The following is a 17,039-nucleotide window of genomic DNA, read 5'->3' as shown; positions in this document are numbered from 1 at the left end:
AACCCCGTGTCTCTCACCGACCCGACGTTGCCTGCCTCATCGGTCTCCGACCCGTCGTCCCCGGACTACAACCCGCGCAGCCCGCTGTACGACGCGACCGCCGATCCCTCGTCCAAGTACTACGTGGGCCCGATCAAGCCCGACGACGTGCTCTCGGGCGACCAGATCCGGGCGGAGGCCACCGAGCAGGTCGACCAGGAGATCAAGGACGGCTGGCTCGGCCCGGTCGTGGACCCGAAGGTCCGGGACCAGAAGATCCAGGAGCTGTACCAGCAGCACCTGGACGAGGCCAAGCAGCGCCTCGACGAGGGCCTGCAGATCCGCCAGACCGGCGGCGCCCCGCACACCGTCTGGGCCAACGCCTCGCACGAGCAGATGCAGCAGGCGATCTCGCAGAACGCCGACTCCGCCACGGTCGCGGCCTCCTCGGAGGAGTGGGTCAGCGTCGGCAACGAGCTGGCCGGGCACCAGCAGAACCTGGCGCAGGCGATCAACGCCAGCACGGCGAACTGGTCCGGCGGCGGCGGTGACGCCGCGCGCGAGCACCTCGCGAACGTCGGCAAATGGCTCGGCACCACCGCGCAGGGCGCGACCCTGTCCGGGCGGCAGCAGGAGATCCACTCGCAGACGCTGAACGAGACGCAGAAGGCGATGGCGGCCAACCCGCCGGTCCAGTTCTCGGTGCAGGACTCGAACGCGAAGCTGCAGCAGATCACGGACCCGGTGGCCTACGCGCAGCAGGCCCAGCAGGCGCAGACGACCTACCGCGAGCAGCAGGCCGCGCGCGGGCAGGCCGCGCAGACCATGACCCGGTTCGACGAGACGATCGGCTCGGCCGTGGTGACGCCGCAGTTCCCGCCCCCGCCCAAGCTGGCGGGCTCGAGCGGCGGTGGCTCGGCCTCGGGCCAGTCGGGTTCGCCCGCGGGGCAGCCCGGCTCGCCGAACGGCGGCCCCGGCGGCACTGGGCCCGGCGCCAACCAGCCCGGGTTCAGCACCCAGAGCGGTCAGCCCGGATCGCCCGGCGGCGGCTCGGGCCAGGGCGGTTCGAACCCGGGCGGGAACCCGTCGCTGAACCTGCCTCCCGGCGGTGACCCGGGCGGCGGCCCGAACGGCGGCCCCGGCGGCTCGGGCCCCGGCGGCTCCGGCCCGGGCGGCTCGAATCCGGGCGGTGGCGGCGGCAACCCGTCGTTCAGCCTGCCGCCCGGCGGTGGCCCCGGCGGCGATTCCGGCGACGGCACGCACGTCCAGGGCTTCACCCCTCCGCCGGTCAACCTGCCCCCGGGCGGTGGCCCGGGCAGCGGTCCCGGTGGTGTGCCCAACATCAACATCCCCGGTGGCGGCGGCTCCGGTCCCGGCGGTTCCGGGCCCGGTTACACCCCGCCGTCGTTCACCCCGCCCGGCATCAACCCCGGCTCGAGCCTAGGGCCGGGCGGCGGTTCCGGCCCGGGCGCGACCGGCGGCAGGATCCCGACCATCGGCCGGGGCGGCGGTGTCAACGGCGAGAGCATCGGCAGCCGCCTCGGCGGCGGTTCGGGTGGGTCCGGCGCCTCGGGCAGTTCGGGTGGTCTGGGCGGTTCCGGCGGCAAGGGCTCCGGCGTCGGCGGCCCGGGCAGCGGCAGTGGCGCGGCGGCCGAGGAGGGCGTGGCTGGGCGCGGCGCCGGCGGTGCGGGCGCGGGCGGCAAGGGCGCGCCCGGTTCGCCCGGGATGGGCGGCATGGGCGCCGGCAACAAGGGCGGTAAAGGCCCGGAGGACAAGGAGCATAAGATCGCTGACTTCGTGGAGTCGGACGATCCGTCGTTCTTCTCCCCGGACGAGGTGGTGGCGCCGCCGGTGATCGGTGACTGGAAGAACACGGACTGGAAGTGAGCGGTTGATGACGAGCGCTTTTCAGGTAGAGCCGGACGATCTGGTCGCGCACGCGAGTCACTTGGACGGGTTGGTGGATCGTCTGCACACCGCGGTGCAGGCGGCGGATACGGCTTTGTCGACGGATGCGTACGGGTTGCTGTGTGCGTTCCTGCCGTTGATCGTGAACCCGACCGGTGAGAAGGCGAAAGAGGCGGTGAGTTCGGCGGGTGATGGTGTGAAGACGACGGCGGACAATGTCCGTACTGCTGCCAAGACTTACCGTGAGGGTGACGAGGCGGAGGCGGAGCCGTTCAAGAAGCAGGCGGGTTCGGAGGTCGACGCGAAGCAGCTGCGGGTCGGCACCGTCCAGCGGAACGGCGCCTGAGCGGTCGCGGGTTCGTGAGCGGCGCGTTGCAGTGACGAGGATTCGAGGGGAACGACGAGCATGACTAGTGCTGGCGGCGGCCTGGGCGACCTGATGAGGGACCCCGACGAGGCGATCCGGCGGATGGACGAGTGGGCCGCGGGCTTCGCGCGCAAGGCGGAGCGGTACGCGGCCGCTCAGGAGGAGACCGAGCGGCTGCGGCTGACGGCGTCGAGCCCGGACGGCACCGTCCGGGTGACCGTCGGCGCCGACGGCGTGGTGTCGGACCTGGTCTTCAGCTCGAAGACGCGGACGATGCCGCCGGAGGAGCTTTCGCGGATGGTGCTGGAGACCATGCGCCGGGCGCAGGCCGGCATCACCGAGCGTGTCGCCGAGGTGATGACCGAGAACCTCGGTGAGGAGGACCAGGAGACCCGCGGCGTGCTGCTCGACTCGCTGCGCGGCCGGTTCCCGGACCCGGACGAGCCCGAGGACGGCCCGCCCGAGCCGGACAACGGCCCGGACCCGGAGCCCGTGCCGCCGTCCCCGAGCGCGGGTGGCGCGCCGGTCCCGCCGGCCGCCCCGACGTCCCCGCCGGCCCGCCGTCCCGGTGGCATCGACCCGGACGAGCAGGACAACAACCCCTGGTGAGCCGCCCCGCCTCACCGACGCCGAAGGCCCGCACCGGTTTGGTGCGGGCCTTCGGCGTTCAGCGGGGGCAAGGCCGGAAACCCTTGCCTGACACCGTTTTCGCGTAGCTCCGTGGGCTGCCGGGTCACCAGGGGATGGGGCCGGCTTCGTCGAACAGGCCGCCGGTCGGGCCGTCGTCCGGCAGCGTCGCGAGCCGGACGGCGATCCGGGCGCCGTCCCCCGGGGTGTCGGTTCCCTGGAAGCCGTTCAAGTCGGTCGCGATGTAGCCGGGGCAGGCGTTGTTGATCTTGATGGTGTCGCCCAGCTCCTTGGCGTACTGGATGGTGACGGCGTTGAGGAACGTCTTCGACGGTGAGTACGCGCCGCTGGCCTCGCCGAAGCCGGCGCCCGGCGCGGTCTGCAACGTCAGCGAGGCGACGTGGCTGGACTGGTTGACGATCCGCGGGTGCGTGGAACGCCGCAGCAGCGGCAGCATCGTGTTGACGACCCGGACCACGCCGATCACATTGGTCTCCACCACTGCCCGCATTCCCTCCGGCGTAAGGGACGTGGGCGGGTCCGGCCACGCCCCGGCGATGCCGGCGTTGTTGACCAGCACGTCGAGCCGCCCGGCGCGCTCCTCGATCAGGGCGGCGGCGGCCGTCACGCTCGCGTCGTCGGTGACGTCGAGCGGCACCCCGAAGGCGTCCACGCCGGCCGCGCGCAGCTTGGCCACGGCGTCGTCCCGGCGCCGCTCGTCCCGGGCCCCGACCCCGACGCTCCAGCCCAGCGCGCCGAGCCCGGCCGCGATCTCGTAGCCGATTCCCTTGTTCGCGCCGGTGACCAGCGCGATCGTCTGTTCGCTCATGCTTCGATCGTGGCCGCGCGGCGGCGGGGGACCAACACCGTCTGGGTCACGCGGCGATACCCCGCCGGTATTGATCGGCGGTAACCTGAACGCGTGGAGACGCGGGAGCTGCGGTATTTCGTGACGGTCGCCGAGGAACTGCACTTCGGCCGGGCGGCCGAGCGCCTCGGCATCGCCCAGCCGCCGCTGTCGCGGACCATCGCCCAGCTCGAACGACGGCTCGGCGTCGCGTTGCTGGAACGCACCAGCCGCAAGGTCACGCTCACCGAAGCCGGCGCGGTGCTGCTGGTCGAAGGCCGGGCGATCCTCGGCGCGGTGGCCGCGGCCGAGCGGCGCACCCGGAGCGCCGCGACGAGCGCACCGTCACTCGTGCTGTCCGCCAAGGCCGGTTCTTCCGGTGAATTGCTGGCGAAGTTGCTCGACGCGTACGCCGCCGAGCCGGATTCCGTCCCCGTCGACCTGCTGCTGTTCGAGTCCCAGCCCCAGCAGGCGCTGGCCGACGGGCAGGCCGACGCGGCGCTGCTGCACCAGCCCTTCGACTCGACGGCCGGGCTCGAAACCGAGGTCCTGGAGACCGAGGGCCAGATCGCGATCCTGCCGTCGGCGCATCCGCTCGCCCGCCGCTCCCGGCTCCGGCTGGCCGAGGTCAGCTCCCTGCCGGACCTGCCGCTGGCCCGCTGGCGCGGCTCCAGCGGCGACTATCCCGAGGGCCCCGGCGTGGAAGTGCGCAACCAGACGCAGCTCTTCCAGCTGATCGCGCTCGGCCGCACCACCGTGGTGCTGCCCGAATCCAGCCGCGTCAACCTGCTCGAAGGCATGGTCGCCGTGCCGGTCACGGACGCGCCGGCCGTGGACACCGTGATCGCCTGGCCGCCGCACAGCCGCTCCCGGGCGCTGGCCGACCTGGTCCGCGTGGCCACCTGTCTCTGAACCGGGTGTCAGGCGCCCTTGGCGAGGGCGGCCGCGAAAGTGTCCACATCGGACTCGCTGGTACCGGGCGCCCCTCCACCTGCAGCAGGGGGACAGCGTCCACATCGGACCGGAGCCCCCGAGCGGAGATCATGCGACTTCCGGCGCTCGACCCGCCGGGCCCTCCTCTGGCATCATGATCCGCCGGCCGGACGAAGTGGGGGAGAGCGGGAATGGCGGAGCAGCACCAGGTGCGGGCGGGGGCCGTGCGGCGGGTCGCGGTGGCGAGCGCGATCGGCACGACCATCGAGTGGTACGACTACTTCATCTACAGCACCGCGACCGCGCTGGTGTTCAACAAGGCGTTTTTCCCTTCGCTGTCGCCCTCGGCGGGCACGCTCGCCTCGTTCGCGACGCTGGGGGTGGGCTTCGTCGCGCGGCCGATCGGCGGGATCGTCTGGGGGCACTTCGGGGACCGCGTCGGGCGCAAGACGATGCTGGTGCTCTCGCTGGTCCTGATGGGACTCGCGACGGCCGGGGTCGGCGCGCTGCCGACGTTCGCGCAGGCCGGGGTCCTGGCGCCGGTGCTGCTGGTGGTGTTGCGGCTGCTGCAGGGCATCTCCGCCGGCGGCGAGTGGGGCGGGGCCGCGCTGATGGCCGTCGAGCACGCGCCGCCGGGGCGCCGCGGGCGGTACGGGTCGTTCTCGCAGATCGGGGTGCCGGCCGGGCTGATCCTGGCGCAGCTGGTGTTCTTCCTGGTCAGCAACTCGCTTTCGGCCGAGGAGTTCCGCGCGTGGGGCTGGCGGGTGCCGTTCCTGGCCAGCCTGGTGCTGGTGGCCGTGGGACTGGTGATCCGGCTGCGGGTCGAGGAGAGCCCGGTGTTCGCGCGGCTGCGGGAATCGGGCGAGCGCAGCCGGGTGCCGATCGTGGACGTGCTGCGGCAGCGGCCGCGCGAGGTGCTGGTGGCGTCCGCGAGCTTCATCGCGAACACCGCGATCGGCTACGTCTTCTTCGCGTACCTGCTGTCGTACGGCACTTCGGTGCTGAAGCTGAGCAGCGACACCATGCTCGTGGTGGTGATCGCCGGCAGCGTCACGTGGCTGGTCAGCATCATCGCGTCCGCTATCTGGTCCGACCACGTCGGCCGCAAACCCGTGTACCTCCTGGGCTCGGTGCTGCTGGTGGTGTGGGCGGTGCCGTTTTTCCTGCTCGTCGACACGCGCCAGGTGTGGCTGCTGATCCTCGCGGTGGTCGTGCTGAACCTCGGCCTCGGCGCCACGTACGGGCCGCAGTCGGCGCTGTTCTCGGAGCTGTTCGAGCCGCGGTTCCGGTACAGCGGCGCGTCTTTCTCCTATGCCGTCGGCGCGGTGCCGGGCGGCAGCTTCGCGCCGTTGATCGCGACGGCGCTGCAGACCTCCACCGGTACCTCGCTTTCGGTCTCGCTGTACATGGTGGGCGTCGGGCTGGTCAGCCTCGTGGCCGTGCTGGCGTTCCGCCGGACGCCGGTCACAGCCGGTTGAGGTCGACCGCGGCGGCCATCCGCGCGTAGCCGGCGTCGTTGGGGTGCAGGTGGTCGCCGGAGTCGTAGGCGGCCTGCATCGCCAGCGGGTCGGCCGGATTGCGGATGGCGGCGTCGAAATCGGCCACGCCGTCGTACACGCCGCTGGTGCGGATGAACGTGTTCACGGCCTCGCGGGTGCGCTCCAGCGTCTCGTCGTAGACCTGCCAGCCCTTGAACGGCGTCAGCGTCGCGCCGATCACGCGGATGCCGCGCGCCTTCGCCTGCGCGACCAGCTGCCGCAGCGCCGAGATGATCATCTGCGGGTCGGTCTGGTGCGGGTCCTGCTGGATGTCGTTGATGCCTTCGAGCACGATCAGCGTGCGCACGCCGCCGACGCTGAGCACGTCGTCGGCGAACCGGGCGAGCGCGTTGCGGCCGGCGCCGCTGCCGGGCACGTCGAGCAGCAGCCGGTTGGCGCTGATGCCGGCGTTGAGCACGCCGAGGCGGCCGTGCAGGCGGTCGCTGAGGTAGTCGGGCCAGCGGTGGTTGGCGCCGGGCGTCGAGCCGACGCCGTCGGTGATGGAATCGCCGAGCGTGACGACGGCGCCGGGCGCGACACCCTGCACGTCGACTTCGCTGACGTAGTGCCAAACGGTGGTCTGCTCGGTGAAGGACGCGCCCGACTCTTCCGCGGTGAAGTCGCCGTTGCGGGTGAAGAACGAGGTCTGCTGGGCGGCCGGGTGATAGGTGACCGGGCCGGACGGCGTGGGCACGAACGTGGTGACCAGCAGGTCGGCGTCCGCGGGCACCCGCACCGGCGCCGGGTCGCTCAGCACCTCGGCGCCGGCCGGAACGACCACAGTGGACATTCCGCCGAACGTCAGGGTCCGCAGGGAGCCGGGCACCGCGCGCGGGCTGCCGGGCGCCGCCGCGACGGCGACGGTCACGTGCCCGAACACCAGCGGCCCGGTGCCGAAGGTGTTGGACAGCCGCACGCGGGCCTTGCTGCCGCCGATGCTGGTGTGCACCACGTTGCGGATCGAGTAGTTCGGATAGCCGCCCGGGGTGTTCGGCACGCCGGCGGCGGGGGCGGCCGCCCAGCTGCCGACCCAGCCGCCGGGCGTCTGCTCGACCTGCGCGGTACTCGACGCCGTAAGCGCGCCGAAGGTGACCAGGACCGCCGTACCCACCGCCAGTAGCCGTCTCATGGAGATCACCCTGGAGGCGGGCCGGGTGGCCCGGTGACCGCTGATCAGGTGAGCTAACGGACAGAACGCCGGACAACCGGCATCGCCCCGGCGGCAGCCCGGCCCCGGCTCAGTGGGCGAGGTTGGCCTGGGTGCGGTGGTGCTCGCCCTTCTCGACCAGGTCGAGGAATCCGAGGGCGTAGTCCGCGGCGGAGATCGCGCCGCCGTCCTCGGGCGCGACGGTGACGTCGTCGCCGAGCCGGTAGTGGCCGAGCCGCTCGCCGGGCGCGTGGGCGCCGAACTTGAGCGCCGGGCTCACGTAGACCCAGTCGAGGGTCGCGGGCGTGGCCGGGAGGTCCTCGACGATGAACGCCGCGCCGTCACGGATCTCGGCGTGCAGCTCCTCGGGAATGGCGCCGAGGTGGGCGGGGTCGGTGACGAAGCGGCCCGCGCCGGGAGCCGGGCGCAGCGACGAGGCGCCGCCGACGATGAACAGGCGCACGCCCGCCGCATCGGCCAGGCGCGCGATGATGCGGTGGACGTTGCGGGCGTGGCCGGCCGGGCCGCGCGGGGCGATCGCGTCCACCACGATCTCGGCGCCGGCGATGACCGAGGACAGCGTGGCCTCGTCGGTGGCGTCTCCGGCGGTGTAGGTGACATTCGGGATCGGCTCGGCGGGCTGCGAGCGGCTCAGCGCGGTGACCTGGTGACCGCGCGAGGCGGCCTCCGCGACGAGGGCCGAGCCGGCGTAACCGGTGCCGCCGATGACGGTGATACGAGACACGGGGTGCCTTTCTGCGAGCAGAGGTGGCGTCGGACGACGCCCTGTGGTTACCGTATGAGCGCAGCTCTCCGATGGGAAGAAGGCACTTTGTGGTAACCACACCAGCCGAGTCGACGCTGCTCGGCAGCCCCTACCGCGCCGACTGCCCGACCCGCCGCATCCTGGACCGCGTCGGCGACCGGTGGACGGTGCTCATCGTGGGCGTGCTCTGGGAGGGCGACGCCCGGTTCTCGGAGCTGCGCCGGCGCATCGAGGGCATCTCGCAGAAGATGCTCACCCAGACCCTGCGCGGGCTCGAACGGGACGGGCTCGTGCGCCGCACCGTGTACCCCCAGGTCCCGGTCCGCGTCGAGTACGCGCTCACCGACGCGGGCCGCACCCTGCGTGAGCCGCTGCGCGCGCTCCAGGAATGGGCGGTCGAGCACCTCGTCGACGTCTCGGCGTCGCAGGAGGCCTACGACCTCGCGGACCGGACTCCGGCCGGCGTCGCCGGATAACGCCGGCGGCTCAGCGCAGGTCAGGCGGCGGCGGGCAGGCCGAGGGCCAGCTCGCCCGCCGCGGTCAGCTCGGCCGGGGTCCACTGGCCCGGGCGGGCCGGGCCGGCGGGGCGGACCAGGCCGTCGTGGAACAGCCGGTGCGCGGCCGGCTGGTCGCAGCAGGGCAGCCCGTCGACGCGGAGGTCGGGCTCGCTGCCCGCGCCCAGGTCGGCCCGGCCGGCGGCGACCGCGCGGAGCATGGCGAGCGAGCGGTTCGTGAGCAGGATCGCGGGCATGACGGGTTCCTCCTGGGGCTGCTTTCTGCGTTTCTACCAGGGAAAACGGACCCCGTGCGGGAACGGTTCACCGGCAGCGCCCATCGCCGCGCGACCTGCGCCGAACGGCACCCCGCCGACCGCTCACGGCGCGTCGGCTGCCGCTCGGCGTAAAGGTGCAGACCAATCTGCCGGGCCCGCTGCGCGCAGCGGGCCCGCACCGCCGCCGCCCGCCGCCCGCCGCCGGGCGGCGGGGAATGCGCCCCAATGCCACATTGGTTGCGCTCAACGCACCCAATGCCACATTGGGGCGGAACACCCGGCGGGCTCAGGTGATCGCCAGGTCTGTCCGAAGTGGACTTCCCTGCATCGCGCGCCAGACCGCCGCCGGGGTGAGCGGCATGTCGGCGTGCCGGACGCCGAACGGGGCGAGCGCGTCGAGCACCGCGTTCACCACCGCGGCGGGGGAGCCGACGGTCGCCGATTCGCCGACGCCCTTCGCGCCGATCGGGTGGTGCGGCGACGGGGTGACGGTCTCGCCCAGCTCCCACGAAGGGCACTCCAGCGCCGTCGGCAGCAGGTAGTCCATGAACGAGCCGCCCAAGTGATTGCCGTCGGAGTCGAACGCCATCAGCTCCATCAGCGCCATCCCGATGCCGTCGGCGAGGCCGCGGTGCACCTGGCCGGCCACGATCATCGGGTTGATCCGCACCCCGCAGTCGTCCACCGCGACGAACCGGCGCACGGTCACCTGCCCGGTCCCGGGATCCACGTCCACCACGCAGATGTACGCGCCGAACGGGTAGGTCAGGTTCGGCGGGCTGTACACCGTGCTCGCGTCCAGATGCCCCTCGACGCCCTCGGGCAGCGCGAGGTCCGAGTGCGCCGCCAGCGCGATCTCGCGGATCGTGGCCCCGCGGCCGGGAACTCCGCGCACGAACCAGCGCCCGCGCTCCCACTCCAAGTCGTCCGGGCTCACCTCCAGCATCGCCGACGCCACTTGCCGCGCCCGCTCGCGCACCTTGCGCGCCACCGTAACCGCGGCCGCACCGGAGACCGGCGTCGAGCGTGAGCCGTAGGTGCCCAGCCCGAACGGGGTGTGGTCGGTGTCGCCCTGCACCACCTCGACCTCGTCCGGCGCGATGCCCAGCTCCTCGGACACCAGCTGCGCGAACGTCGTTTCGTGGCCCTGTCCCTGGGACATGCAGGACAGCCGGAGCACGGCCGAGCCGGTCGGGTGCACGCGCAGCTCGGCGCCGTCGGCCATGCCGAAGCCGAGGATGTCCATGTGCTCGCGCGGGCCGGCGCCGACGGCCTCGGTAAAGAAGCTCAGCCCGACGCCCATCAGCTCGCCCCGCGTGCGTTTTTCCGCCTGCTCACGGCGAAGCCCGTCGTAACCGGCGATCTGCTTGGCGAGCTCCAGCGCGCGCGGGTAGTCGCCCGAGTCGTACTCCCAGCCGGTCGCGCAGGTGTACGGGAACTGCTCGGGGCGCAACAGGTTCCGCATCCGCAGCTCGGCCGGGTCCAGCCCCAGCTCGCGCGCGAGCAGGTCCATCATCCGCTCGACGACGTACACCGCTTCGGTGATCCGGAACGAGCACGCGTACGCCACCCCGCCGGGCGCCTTGTTCGTGTACACGCCGGTGACCGCGCAGTGCGCCACCGGCAGGTCGTACGAGCCGGTGAACACGTGGAAGAACCCGGCCGGGAACTTCGACGGCTGTGCGGTGCCGTTGAACGCGCCGTGGTCGGCGACCACGTGCACGCGCAGGCCGAGCAGTTTTCCCTCGCGCGTGGCCGCGATTTCGCCGCTCATATGGTAGTCGCGGGCGAACGAGGTGCTCATCAGGTTCTCGGACCGGTCCTCGGTCCACTTCACCGGCCGCCCGGTGAGCATCGAGCCGACCACCGCGCACAGATAACCGGGGTACAGCCCGACTTTGTTGCCGAAGCCGCCGCCGATGTCCGGCGCGATGATCCGGATCCGGTGCTCGGGCAGGCCGGTGATGCGCGAGTACAGCAGCCGGTGCGCGTGCGGGGCCTGCGCGGTGACCCAGACCGTGAGCTTGCCGGTGACGGCGTCGATGTCGGCCACCGCGCCGCAGGTCTCCAGCGGCGCCGGGTGCACCCGCGGGTAGAGCATGTCTTGGCGGACAACGACTTCCGCGCCGGCGATGGCCGCCTCGGTCGCGTCCGCGTCGCCGGAGGACCAGTCGAACACGTGGTTGTCGGTGCGGCCGAGGTCGTCGCGGATCACCTCGGCGCCGGGCTCGAGCGCGGCGAGCCCGTCGATCACGGCCGGCAGCGGCTCGTACTCGACGTCGATCAGCTCCAGCGCGTCACGGGCGGCGTACCGGTCCTCCGCGACGACAAACGCGACTTCCTGGCCCTGGAACCGGACTTTGTCGGTGGCGAGCACAGCCTGGACGTCGTGTGAGAGCGTCGGCATCCACGCCATCCCGCGCTCGGCGAGCATCGCGCCGGTGAGCACCGCCCGCACCTTCGGGTGCGCCTCGGCGGCGCTGGTGTCGACCGAGATCAGCCGTGCGTGGGCGTGCGGGCTGCGCAGCACCGCGCCGTGCAGCATCCCGGGCAGCACGACGTCGTCGACGAACGTGCCGCGCCCGCGTACGAATCGCGCGTCTTCCTTACGGGGCAACGAACCGTAGCCGAGCGCGCTGGTCATGGCGTGACCCCGTCCGGGTGCTCGGCGGCCCAGCGGATCGAGCGCACGATGTTCTCGTACCCGGTGCAGCGGCACAGCTGCCCGGAGATGGCCTCGCGGATGGTGCCCTCGGCCGGATCGGGGTCGTGGTCGAGCAGCCAGCGCGCGGTCATCAGCAGGCCCGGTGTGCAGAACCCGCACTGGATCCCGTGGCACTGCACGAAACCCTGCTGCACCGGGTCGAGCGCCGTGCCGAACGCGAGGTCTTCGACGGTGCGGACGCGCTTGCCGTCCGCCATCGCGGCGAGCACCGTGCACGACTTCACCGGCACCTCGTCGAGCCACACCACGCAAGCGCCGCAGTTGGACGTGTCGCAGCCCCAGTGGGTGCCGGTGAGGCCGAGGTCGTCGCGCAGGAAATGCACCAGCAGCAGGCGGGGCTCGACCGAGCGGCGGTACTGCTCGTCGTTCACCGTCACGGTGATCTCCACGCCTTCAGCCCTCCGCCCGGGCCTGGGCCAGGTGCAGCGCGCGCGCGGTCAGCGTGGCGACGAGGTGGCGTTTGTAGTCGACCGGGCCGCGCTGGTCGGCGGCGGGGGAGCAGTGCTCGGCGGCGATCACCCCGGCCTGCTCGAACCGGTCCGGCGTCGCGGCGCCGCCGCGTAAGAAGTCCTCCGCCTCGGCCGCGACGAACCGGGGCGCGCCGACGGCGGTGAGCCCGATCCCGGCCTCGGCGACGTCCGGGCCGTCGAGGGTGAGCGCGGCGCCGGCCGCGGCCACCGCCCAGTCACCCGCGCGCCGGCCGACCTTCGTGTACGCGCTGCCGAGCCCGGGCCGGATCGGCAGCCGCAGCTCCACGAGCAGCTCGGCCGGGCCGACCACCGTGTCGTACGGGCCGGCGAAGAAATCGCGCACCGGCACCGTCCGCTCGCCGTCTTCACCGCGGATCACGGCGATCGCGCGGACCGCGGTGAAGGCGGCCGAGAGGTCTTCCGAAGGATCGGCCTGGCACAGCGAGCCGCCGATCGTCCCGCGGTTGCGCACGATCGGGTCGGCGATCACCCGCTCCGCGTCATGCAGGATCGGGAACAGCTCTCCCGCGACTTCGGACGCGAGCAGCTCGGCGTGCCGCACCAGCGCGCCGATCCGCAGCTCGCCCCCGGCCGCTTCGATCGTGGCCAGCTCGGCCAGCTCGTTGACGTCGATCAGCGCCTCGGGCCGGGCGAGCCGCAGCTTCATCATCGGGATCAGGCTGTGCCCGCCCGCGATCACGCGGCTTTCCGGGCCGTACTTGGCCAGCAGCGCGAGCGCGTGCTCGACACTCGAGGCCCGCTCGTACTCGAACTGCGCCGGCACCTGCATGAAAGCGATCGTCCCCGCCGCCGCGGCCACCCGCAATAGCGGGGTTAAGCAAAGGGTTAATCGCGCGTTGTCCCGGCGTTCGCCCGGGTGGAGCATCACCGCACCTGACCAACGGCGGAAGCGGGTGCGCGTCATGCGGATCGAGTCCGACGGGCACAGCCGGGGCAACCCGCGGCTGTACGAGCTCGTCGAGGACGCCCCGAAAGAGGGCAAGAGCCCGACCGTGTGGGCCTGGCCCGAGCTGGTCGACTTCCTGAAGGTGGCGGGCCGCCCGGTCGCCGGGCCGTGGCCCCCGCACCAGCGCCCGCGCCCGGAGCCGGAGGAGGACACCCTCCCCACCGCCGTGCCCGAACCGCCCGATCGAGACTGAGGGGCCCGCGTGTACCCGTCCCGGTTCCGTTACGAAGCGCCCCGCTCGCTGGCGGAGGCGCTCGACCTGCTGCACCAGCACGGCGACGAGGCCAAGGTACTGGCCGGCGGGCAGAGCCTGGTGCCGTTGATGAAACTCCGCTTCGCCGCGCCCGCATTGCTGGTGGACATCAACAACCTGCCGGGCCTGGCACACCACGAGCTGGACGCCTCGGGTGCGCTGCACGTCGGCGCGCTGTGCCGGCACGCCGACCTCGAGCGCTCGGCGCTGCTCAAGAGCACCCAGCCGACGATGGCCGCGGCCGCGCCGCTGATCGCCGACCCGATCGTGCGCAACCGCGGCACCCTGGTCGGCTCGCTGTGCCACGCCGACCCGCAGGGCGACTGGGCCGCGGTGGTGCTGGCGCTCGGCGGCTCGGTCGTCGCGGCCGGCCCGGGCGGACGGCGGACGATCCCGGCCCGCGAGTTCGTGACCGGGCCGTTCCAGAACGCGCTGGCGCCGGACGAGATCGCCGTGGAGGCCGTGATTCCCGCGCCCCGCGGCATTCCCGGCGGCGGTTACCTGAAGCTGGAACGCCGGGTCGGGGACTTCGCCACGGTTGGCGTCGCGGTCGCGATCGAGACCACCGGGGAGACGGTGACCCGGGCCGGCATCGCGCTCACCGGAGTGGGCGGCGCGACCATCGAGGCCGTCGAAGCCGGGCACGCACTGGTCGGCGGGCCGCTCACGGAGGAGTCCGTGGAGCACGCGGCGGAGCTGGCTGCCCAAGCCGCGCGCCCGAAGTCCGATCACCGCGGCACGGCCGAATTCAAACGGCACATGGTGCGCACCTTCGTGGTGCGCGCGCTGGGCCGCACCAAGGAGAGGGCGGCGTGAGATGACCAGTGTCCACGAAATCCGCGAAGAGGCCGCCGGCGACGTGCCAGTACGACGCGTGACGGTGACCGTGAACGGCGAGCGGCGCGTGGTCGAGTGCGAGCCGCGGCTGCTGCTGGTCCACCTGCTGCGCCAGGGACTTCGGCTCACCGGCACGCACATGGGCTGCGACACCACGAACTGCGGCGCCTGCACCGTGCTCGTCGACGGCCGCGCGGTGAAGTCGTGCACCATGCTCGGCGTGCAGGCCGACGGGCACGAGGTCACCACGGTCGAGGGGCTGGCCACCGAGAGCGGCCTGCACCCGCTGCAGGAGGGCTTCCGCGAGGAGCACGGCCTGCAGTGCGGCTTCTGCACGCCGGGGATGATGCTCTCGGCCAAGGCGCTGCTGGACGAGAACCAGGAACCGTCCGAAGAGGACGTCCGCTGGGCGCTGTCGGGGAACCTGTGCCGCTGCACGGGTTACCAGAACATCGTGAAGTCGGTGCTGTGGGCCGCCGCCGCGCTGCGGTCCGAATAGGAGGATCGACGTGTCCCAGGCACTGGACGAGAACAAGATCGGCGGGCTCGGCGCGAGCCGCAAGCGGGTCGAGGACAGCCGGTTCATCCGCGGCCGTGGCAACTACACCGACGACATCGTGCTGCCGGGCATGCTGCACCTGGAGATCCTGCGCAGCCCGCTGGCGCACGCGCGGATCAAGTCGATCGACACCAGCCGGGCCTGGGCGATCCCGGGCGTGCGGCTGGTGCTGACCGGCGAGATGGCCGCGACGCGCAACCTGGCGTGGATGCCCACGCTCTCCTACGACACCCAGGCCGTGCTCGCCACCGACAAGGTGCGCTTCCAGGGCCAGGAGGTCGCCTGCGTGGTCGCCGACGACCCGTACATCGCTAAGGACGCCTGCGAGGCGATCGACGTCGAGTACGAGCCGCTGCCCGTGATCGTGAACCCGCTCCAGGCCGTGGCCGAGGGCGCGCCGGTGATCCGCGACGACAAGGCCGGCCAGACCGGCAACGTGATCTACGACTGGGAGGTCGGGGACAAGGCCGGCACCGACCGCGCGTTCGAGCAGGCGGACCGGATTTCGAAGCTGCGCCTGCATTATCCGCGCTCGCACCCCTCGCCAATCGAGTGCTGCGGCGCCGTCGCGGACTTCGACCGCGCGACCAGCAAGCTCACCGTCTACATGACCACGCAGGCGCCGCACATCATCCGCGCCGCGGTGTCGATGGTGGCCGAGCTGCCCGAGCACCTGATCCGGATCATCTCGCCGGACATCGGCGGCGGCTTCGGCAACAAGGTGCCGGTGTACCCGGGTTACGTGTGCGCGATCCTGTGCTCCATCCTGCTGGAGCGGCCGGTGAAGTGGATCGAGGACAAGACCGGCAACCTGATCTCCACCGGCTTCGCCCGCGACATGTACCTCGACAGCGAGATGGCGCTGCGCGAGGACGGCAAGATCCTCGGCGTCCGCATCCACGCCGACGCCGACCACGGCGCGTTTTTCGCCGACGCCCAGCCGAGCAAGTTCAAGATCGGGCTGCTGCACTCGGCGTTCGCCTGTTACGACATCCCGGCCGCGCACCTGACCGCGCGCGGCACGTACAGCAACAAGGCGCCCGGCGGCGTCGCGTACCGGTGCTCGTTCCGCGTCACCGAGGCGATGTTCTTCCAGGAGCGCATGGTCCACCAGGCCGCCGCCGACCTCGGGATGGACCAGGCCGCGTTCCGCCGGCTCAACTTCGTCAAGGCGGACGCCTTCCCGCACCGCACGCCGTTCGGCTTCCTGGTCGACTCCGGCCAGCCCGAGGCCTGCCTCGACGTCGGCCTCAAGGCGGTCGGCTACGAGGACTTCCTGCGGCAGAAGGAAGAAGCGCGCTCGCGCGGGCGCCTGCTCGGCATCGGCATCTCCACCATGACCGAGCCGCTCGGCGCCGGCAACAGCCGCGAGTACGACATCCTCGGCATCAAGATGTTCGACTCCGCCGAGCTGCGGGTGCACATGACCGGCAAGGCGCTGCTGCGGGTCGGCGCGAAGAGCCAGGGCCAGGGCCACGAGACCACCTGGGCCCAGATCGTCAGCCACGAGCTGGGCATCCCGGCCGACGACGTCACGGTGGAGGAGGGCGACACCGACACCGCGCCGTTCGGCATGGGCACCTACGCCTCCCGTAGCACGCCGGTCGCGGGCGCGGCGATCTCCATGGTGTCGCGCAAGATCCGGGCCAAGGCGCGCAAGCTCGCCGCGCACCTGCTGGAAGTGTCCGAAGAGGACGTCGAATGGGAGCTGGGCCGGTTCTTCGTGCGCAGCGCGCCGGACCGCGGCGTGACGATCCAGGAGTGCGCGATGGCCGCGTACGGCAACATGCCCGACGGCATGGAGCCGGGCCTGGAGAACAACGCCTACTACGACCCGCCGAACCTGACCTGGCCGTTCGCCGTCTACATCGCCACCGTGGAGGTGGACCCGGAGACCGGGGTGTGGGACGTGCTGAACCTGGTCGCGGTCGACGACTGCGGCGTGCGGATCAACCCGATGATCGTCGAGGGCCAGATCATGGGCGGGCTGACCGAGGCGTACGCGATGTCCAACATGCAGTCCATCACCTTCGACGCCGAGGGCAACTGCGTCGGCTCGAACTACATGGACTACCTGCTGCCCACCGCGTGGGAGACGCCCGGTTTCGAGCTGCACAGCGAGGTCGTCACGCCGTCGCCGCATCATCCGATCGGTGCCAAGGGTGTGGGGGAGTGCGCGGCGGTCGGCGGGCCGGCGGCGTTCGTGAACGCGGTGATGGACGCGATCGGCGACGCCGGCGTGCGCAACATCGACATGCCGCTGCTGCCCGACCGGGTGTGGGAGGCGCTGCGCTACCGGCGCGACGTCTCCGGCGCGCCGCCGGTGCGGACGGACTGAGGTGAG

General features: G+C 72.2%; 17 protein-coding genes. 10 read left to right on the top strand and 7 right to left on the bottom strand.

Annotated features, from left to right (window positions below; translation table 11 throughout):
• The first annotated feature begins 6 nt into the window (after positions 1-6).
• The 3 genes from OG371_RS42425 to OG371_RS42415 are packed head-to-tail and all read left to right on the top strand — an operon-like array spanning position 7 to position 2,863.
• Positions 7-1,866 (top strand): hypothetical protein, encoded by a 1,860-nt coding sequence (locus OG371_RS42425; RefSeq protein WP_329062595.1) that lies wholly within the window; start codon positions 7-9, stop codon positions 1,864-1,866.
• 7 nt (positions 1,867-1,873) lie between these two features.
• On the top strand, positions 1,874-2,233 hold the full coding sequence (locus OG371_RS42420) for a type VII secretion target (protein WP_329062594.1): 360 nt from the start codon (positions 1,874-1,876) through the stop codon (positions 2,231-2,233).
• A gap of 60 nt (positions 2,234-2,293) precedes the next feature.
• Positions 2,294-2,863 (top strand): YbaB/EbfC family nucleoid-associated protein, encoded by a 570-nt coding sequence (locus OG371_RS42415; protein ID WP_329062593.1) that lies wholly within the window; start codon positions 2,294-2,296, stop codon positions 2,861-2,863.
• A 124-nt stretch (positions 2,864-2,987) separates the two neighbouring features.
• Here OG371_RS42415 and OG371_RS42410 read toward each other — a convergent pair whose 3' ends face one another.
• Positions 2,988-3,710: an SDR family oxidoreductase gene (locus OG371_RS42410; protein ID WP_329062592.1), complete on the bottom strand. Its 723-nt coding sequence runs from the start codon at positions 3,708-3,710 to the stop codon at positions 2,988-2,990.
• A gap of 93 nt (positions 3,711-3,803) precedes the next feature.
• Between OG371_RS42410 and OG371_RS42405 the strand changes: the two genes are divergently transcribed.
• Together OG371_RS42405 and OG371_RS42400 are read left to right on the top strand one after the other, a co-directional pair.
• Positions 3,804-4,640, top strand: a complete 837-nt coding sequence (locus OG371_RS42405) for a LysR family transcriptional regulator (RefSeq protein WP_329062591.1) — start codon at positions 3,804-3,806, stop codon at positions 4,638-4,640.
• Positions 4,641-4,852: 212 nt separating this feature from the next.
• Positions 4,853-6,139, top strand: coding sequence for an MFS transporter (locus tag OG371_RS42400; protein ID WP_329062589.1), 1,287 nt, complete (start codon positions 4,853-4,855; stop codon positions 6,137-6,139).
• Here the strand turns inward: OG371_RS42400 and OG371_RS42395 are convergent.
• Positions 6,126-7,328 (bottom strand): SGNH/GDSL hydrolase family protein, encoded by a 1,203-nt coding sequence (locus tag OG371_RS42395; protein ID WP_329062588.1) that lies wholly within the window; start codon positions 7,326-7,328, stop codon positions 6,126-6,128. The genes OG371_RS42400 and OG371_RS42395 overlap by 14 nt on opposite strands.
• A 109-nt stretch (positions 7,329-7,437) precedes the next feature.
• The gene (locus tag OG371_RS42390; RefSeq protein WP_329062587.1) at positions 7,438-8,091 is read right to left on the bottom strand and encodes an NAD(P)-dependent oxidoreductase; all 654 of its coding nucleotides are present in this window, start codon (positions 8,089-8,091) and stop codon (positions 7,438-7,440) included.
• Between the two features lie 89 nt (positions 8,092-8,180).
• On the opposite strand from OG371_RS42390, the gene OG371_RS42385 reads away from it, so the two are divergent.
• Positions 8,181-8,588, top strand: coding sequence for a winged helix-turn-helix transcriptional regulator (locus OG371_RS42385; protein WP_442876043.1), 408 nt, complete (start codon positions 8,181-8,183; stop codon positions 8,586-8,588).
• A 20-nt stretch (positions 8,589-8,608) separates the two neighbouring features.
• Here the strand turns inward: OG371_RS42385 and OG371_RS42380 are convergent, their stop codons facing one another.
• The 4 genes from OG371_RS42380 to OG371_RS42365 all read right to left on the bottom strand — a co-directional run bounded on the left by OG371_RS42380 (position 8,609) and on the right by OG371_RS42365 (position 12,869).
• Positions 8,609-8,863 (bottom strand): hypothetical protein, encoded by a 255-nt coding sequence (locus OG371_RS42380; protein ID WP_329062586.1) that lies wholly within the window; start codon positions 8,861-8,863, stop codon positions 8,609-8,611.
• Between the two features lie 307 nt (positions 8,864-9,170).
• Complete coding sequence (locus OG371_RS42375; protein ID WP_329062585.1) at positions 9,171-11,528, bottom strand: aerobic carbon-monoxide dehydrogenase large subunit; 2,358 nt, start codon at positions 11,526-11,528, stop codon at positions 9,171-9,173.
• Positions 11,525-11,998, bottom strand: a complete 474-nt coding sequence (locus OG371_RS42370; protein ID WP_329062584.1) for a (2Fe-2S)-binding protein — start codon at positions 11,996-11,998, stop codon at positions 11,525-11,527. Before OG371_RS42370 ends, OG371_RS42375 begins: the two co-directional genes overlap by 4 nt.
• Before the next feature lie 4 nt (positions 11,999-12,002).
• Positions 12,003-12,869, bottom strand: a complete 867-nt coding sequence (locus OG371_RS42365; RefSeq protein ID WP_329062582.1) for an FAD binding domain-containing protein — start codon at positions 12,867-12,869, stop codon at positions 12,003-12,005.
• A 133-nt stretch (positions 12,870-13,002) separates the two neighbouring features.
• Here OG371_RS42365 and OG371_RS42360 point away from each other — a divergent pair, with 133 nt between their 5' ends.
• The 4 genes from OG371_RS42360 to OG371_RS42345 are packed head-to-tail and all read left to right on the top strand — an operon-like array spanning position 13,003 to position 17,033.
• A complete protein-coding gene (locus OG371_RS42360) occupies positions 13,003-13,239 on the top strand; it encodes a hypothetical protein (RefSeq protein ID WP_329062580.1) in 237 nt (78 codons plus the stop codon).
• Between the two features lie 9 nt (positions 13,240-13,248).
• Complete coding sequence (locus tag OG371_RS42355; protein ID WP_329062578.1) at positions 13,249-14,115, top strand: FAD binding domain-containing protein; 867 nt, start codon at positions 13,249-13,251, stop codon at positions 14,113-14,115.
• Between the two features lies 1 nt (position 14,116).
• Positions 14,117-14,635, top strand: coding sequence for a (2Fe-2S)-binding protein (locus OG371_RS42350; protein WP_329062576.1), 519 nt, complete (start codon positions 14,117-14,119; stop codon positions 14,633-14,635).
• A 10-nt stretch (positions 14,636-14,645) separates the two neighbouring features.
• On the top strand, positions 14,646-17,033 hold the full coding sequence (locus OG371_RS42345; protein ID WP_329062575.1) for an aerobic carbon-monoxide dehydrogenase large subunit: 2,388 nt from the start codon (positions 14,646-14,648) through the stop codon (positions 17,031-17,033).
• The last annotated feature ends 6 nt before the right edge of the window (positions 17,034-17,039 follow it).

The organism is Amycolatopsis sp. NBC_01480, assembly GCF_036227205.1.
Taxonomy (GTDB): Bacteria; Actinomycetota; Actinomycetes; order Mycobacteriales; family Pseudonocardiaceae; genus Amycolatopsis.
This window is presented reverse-complemented; position numbering and strand designations above follow the sequence as displayed.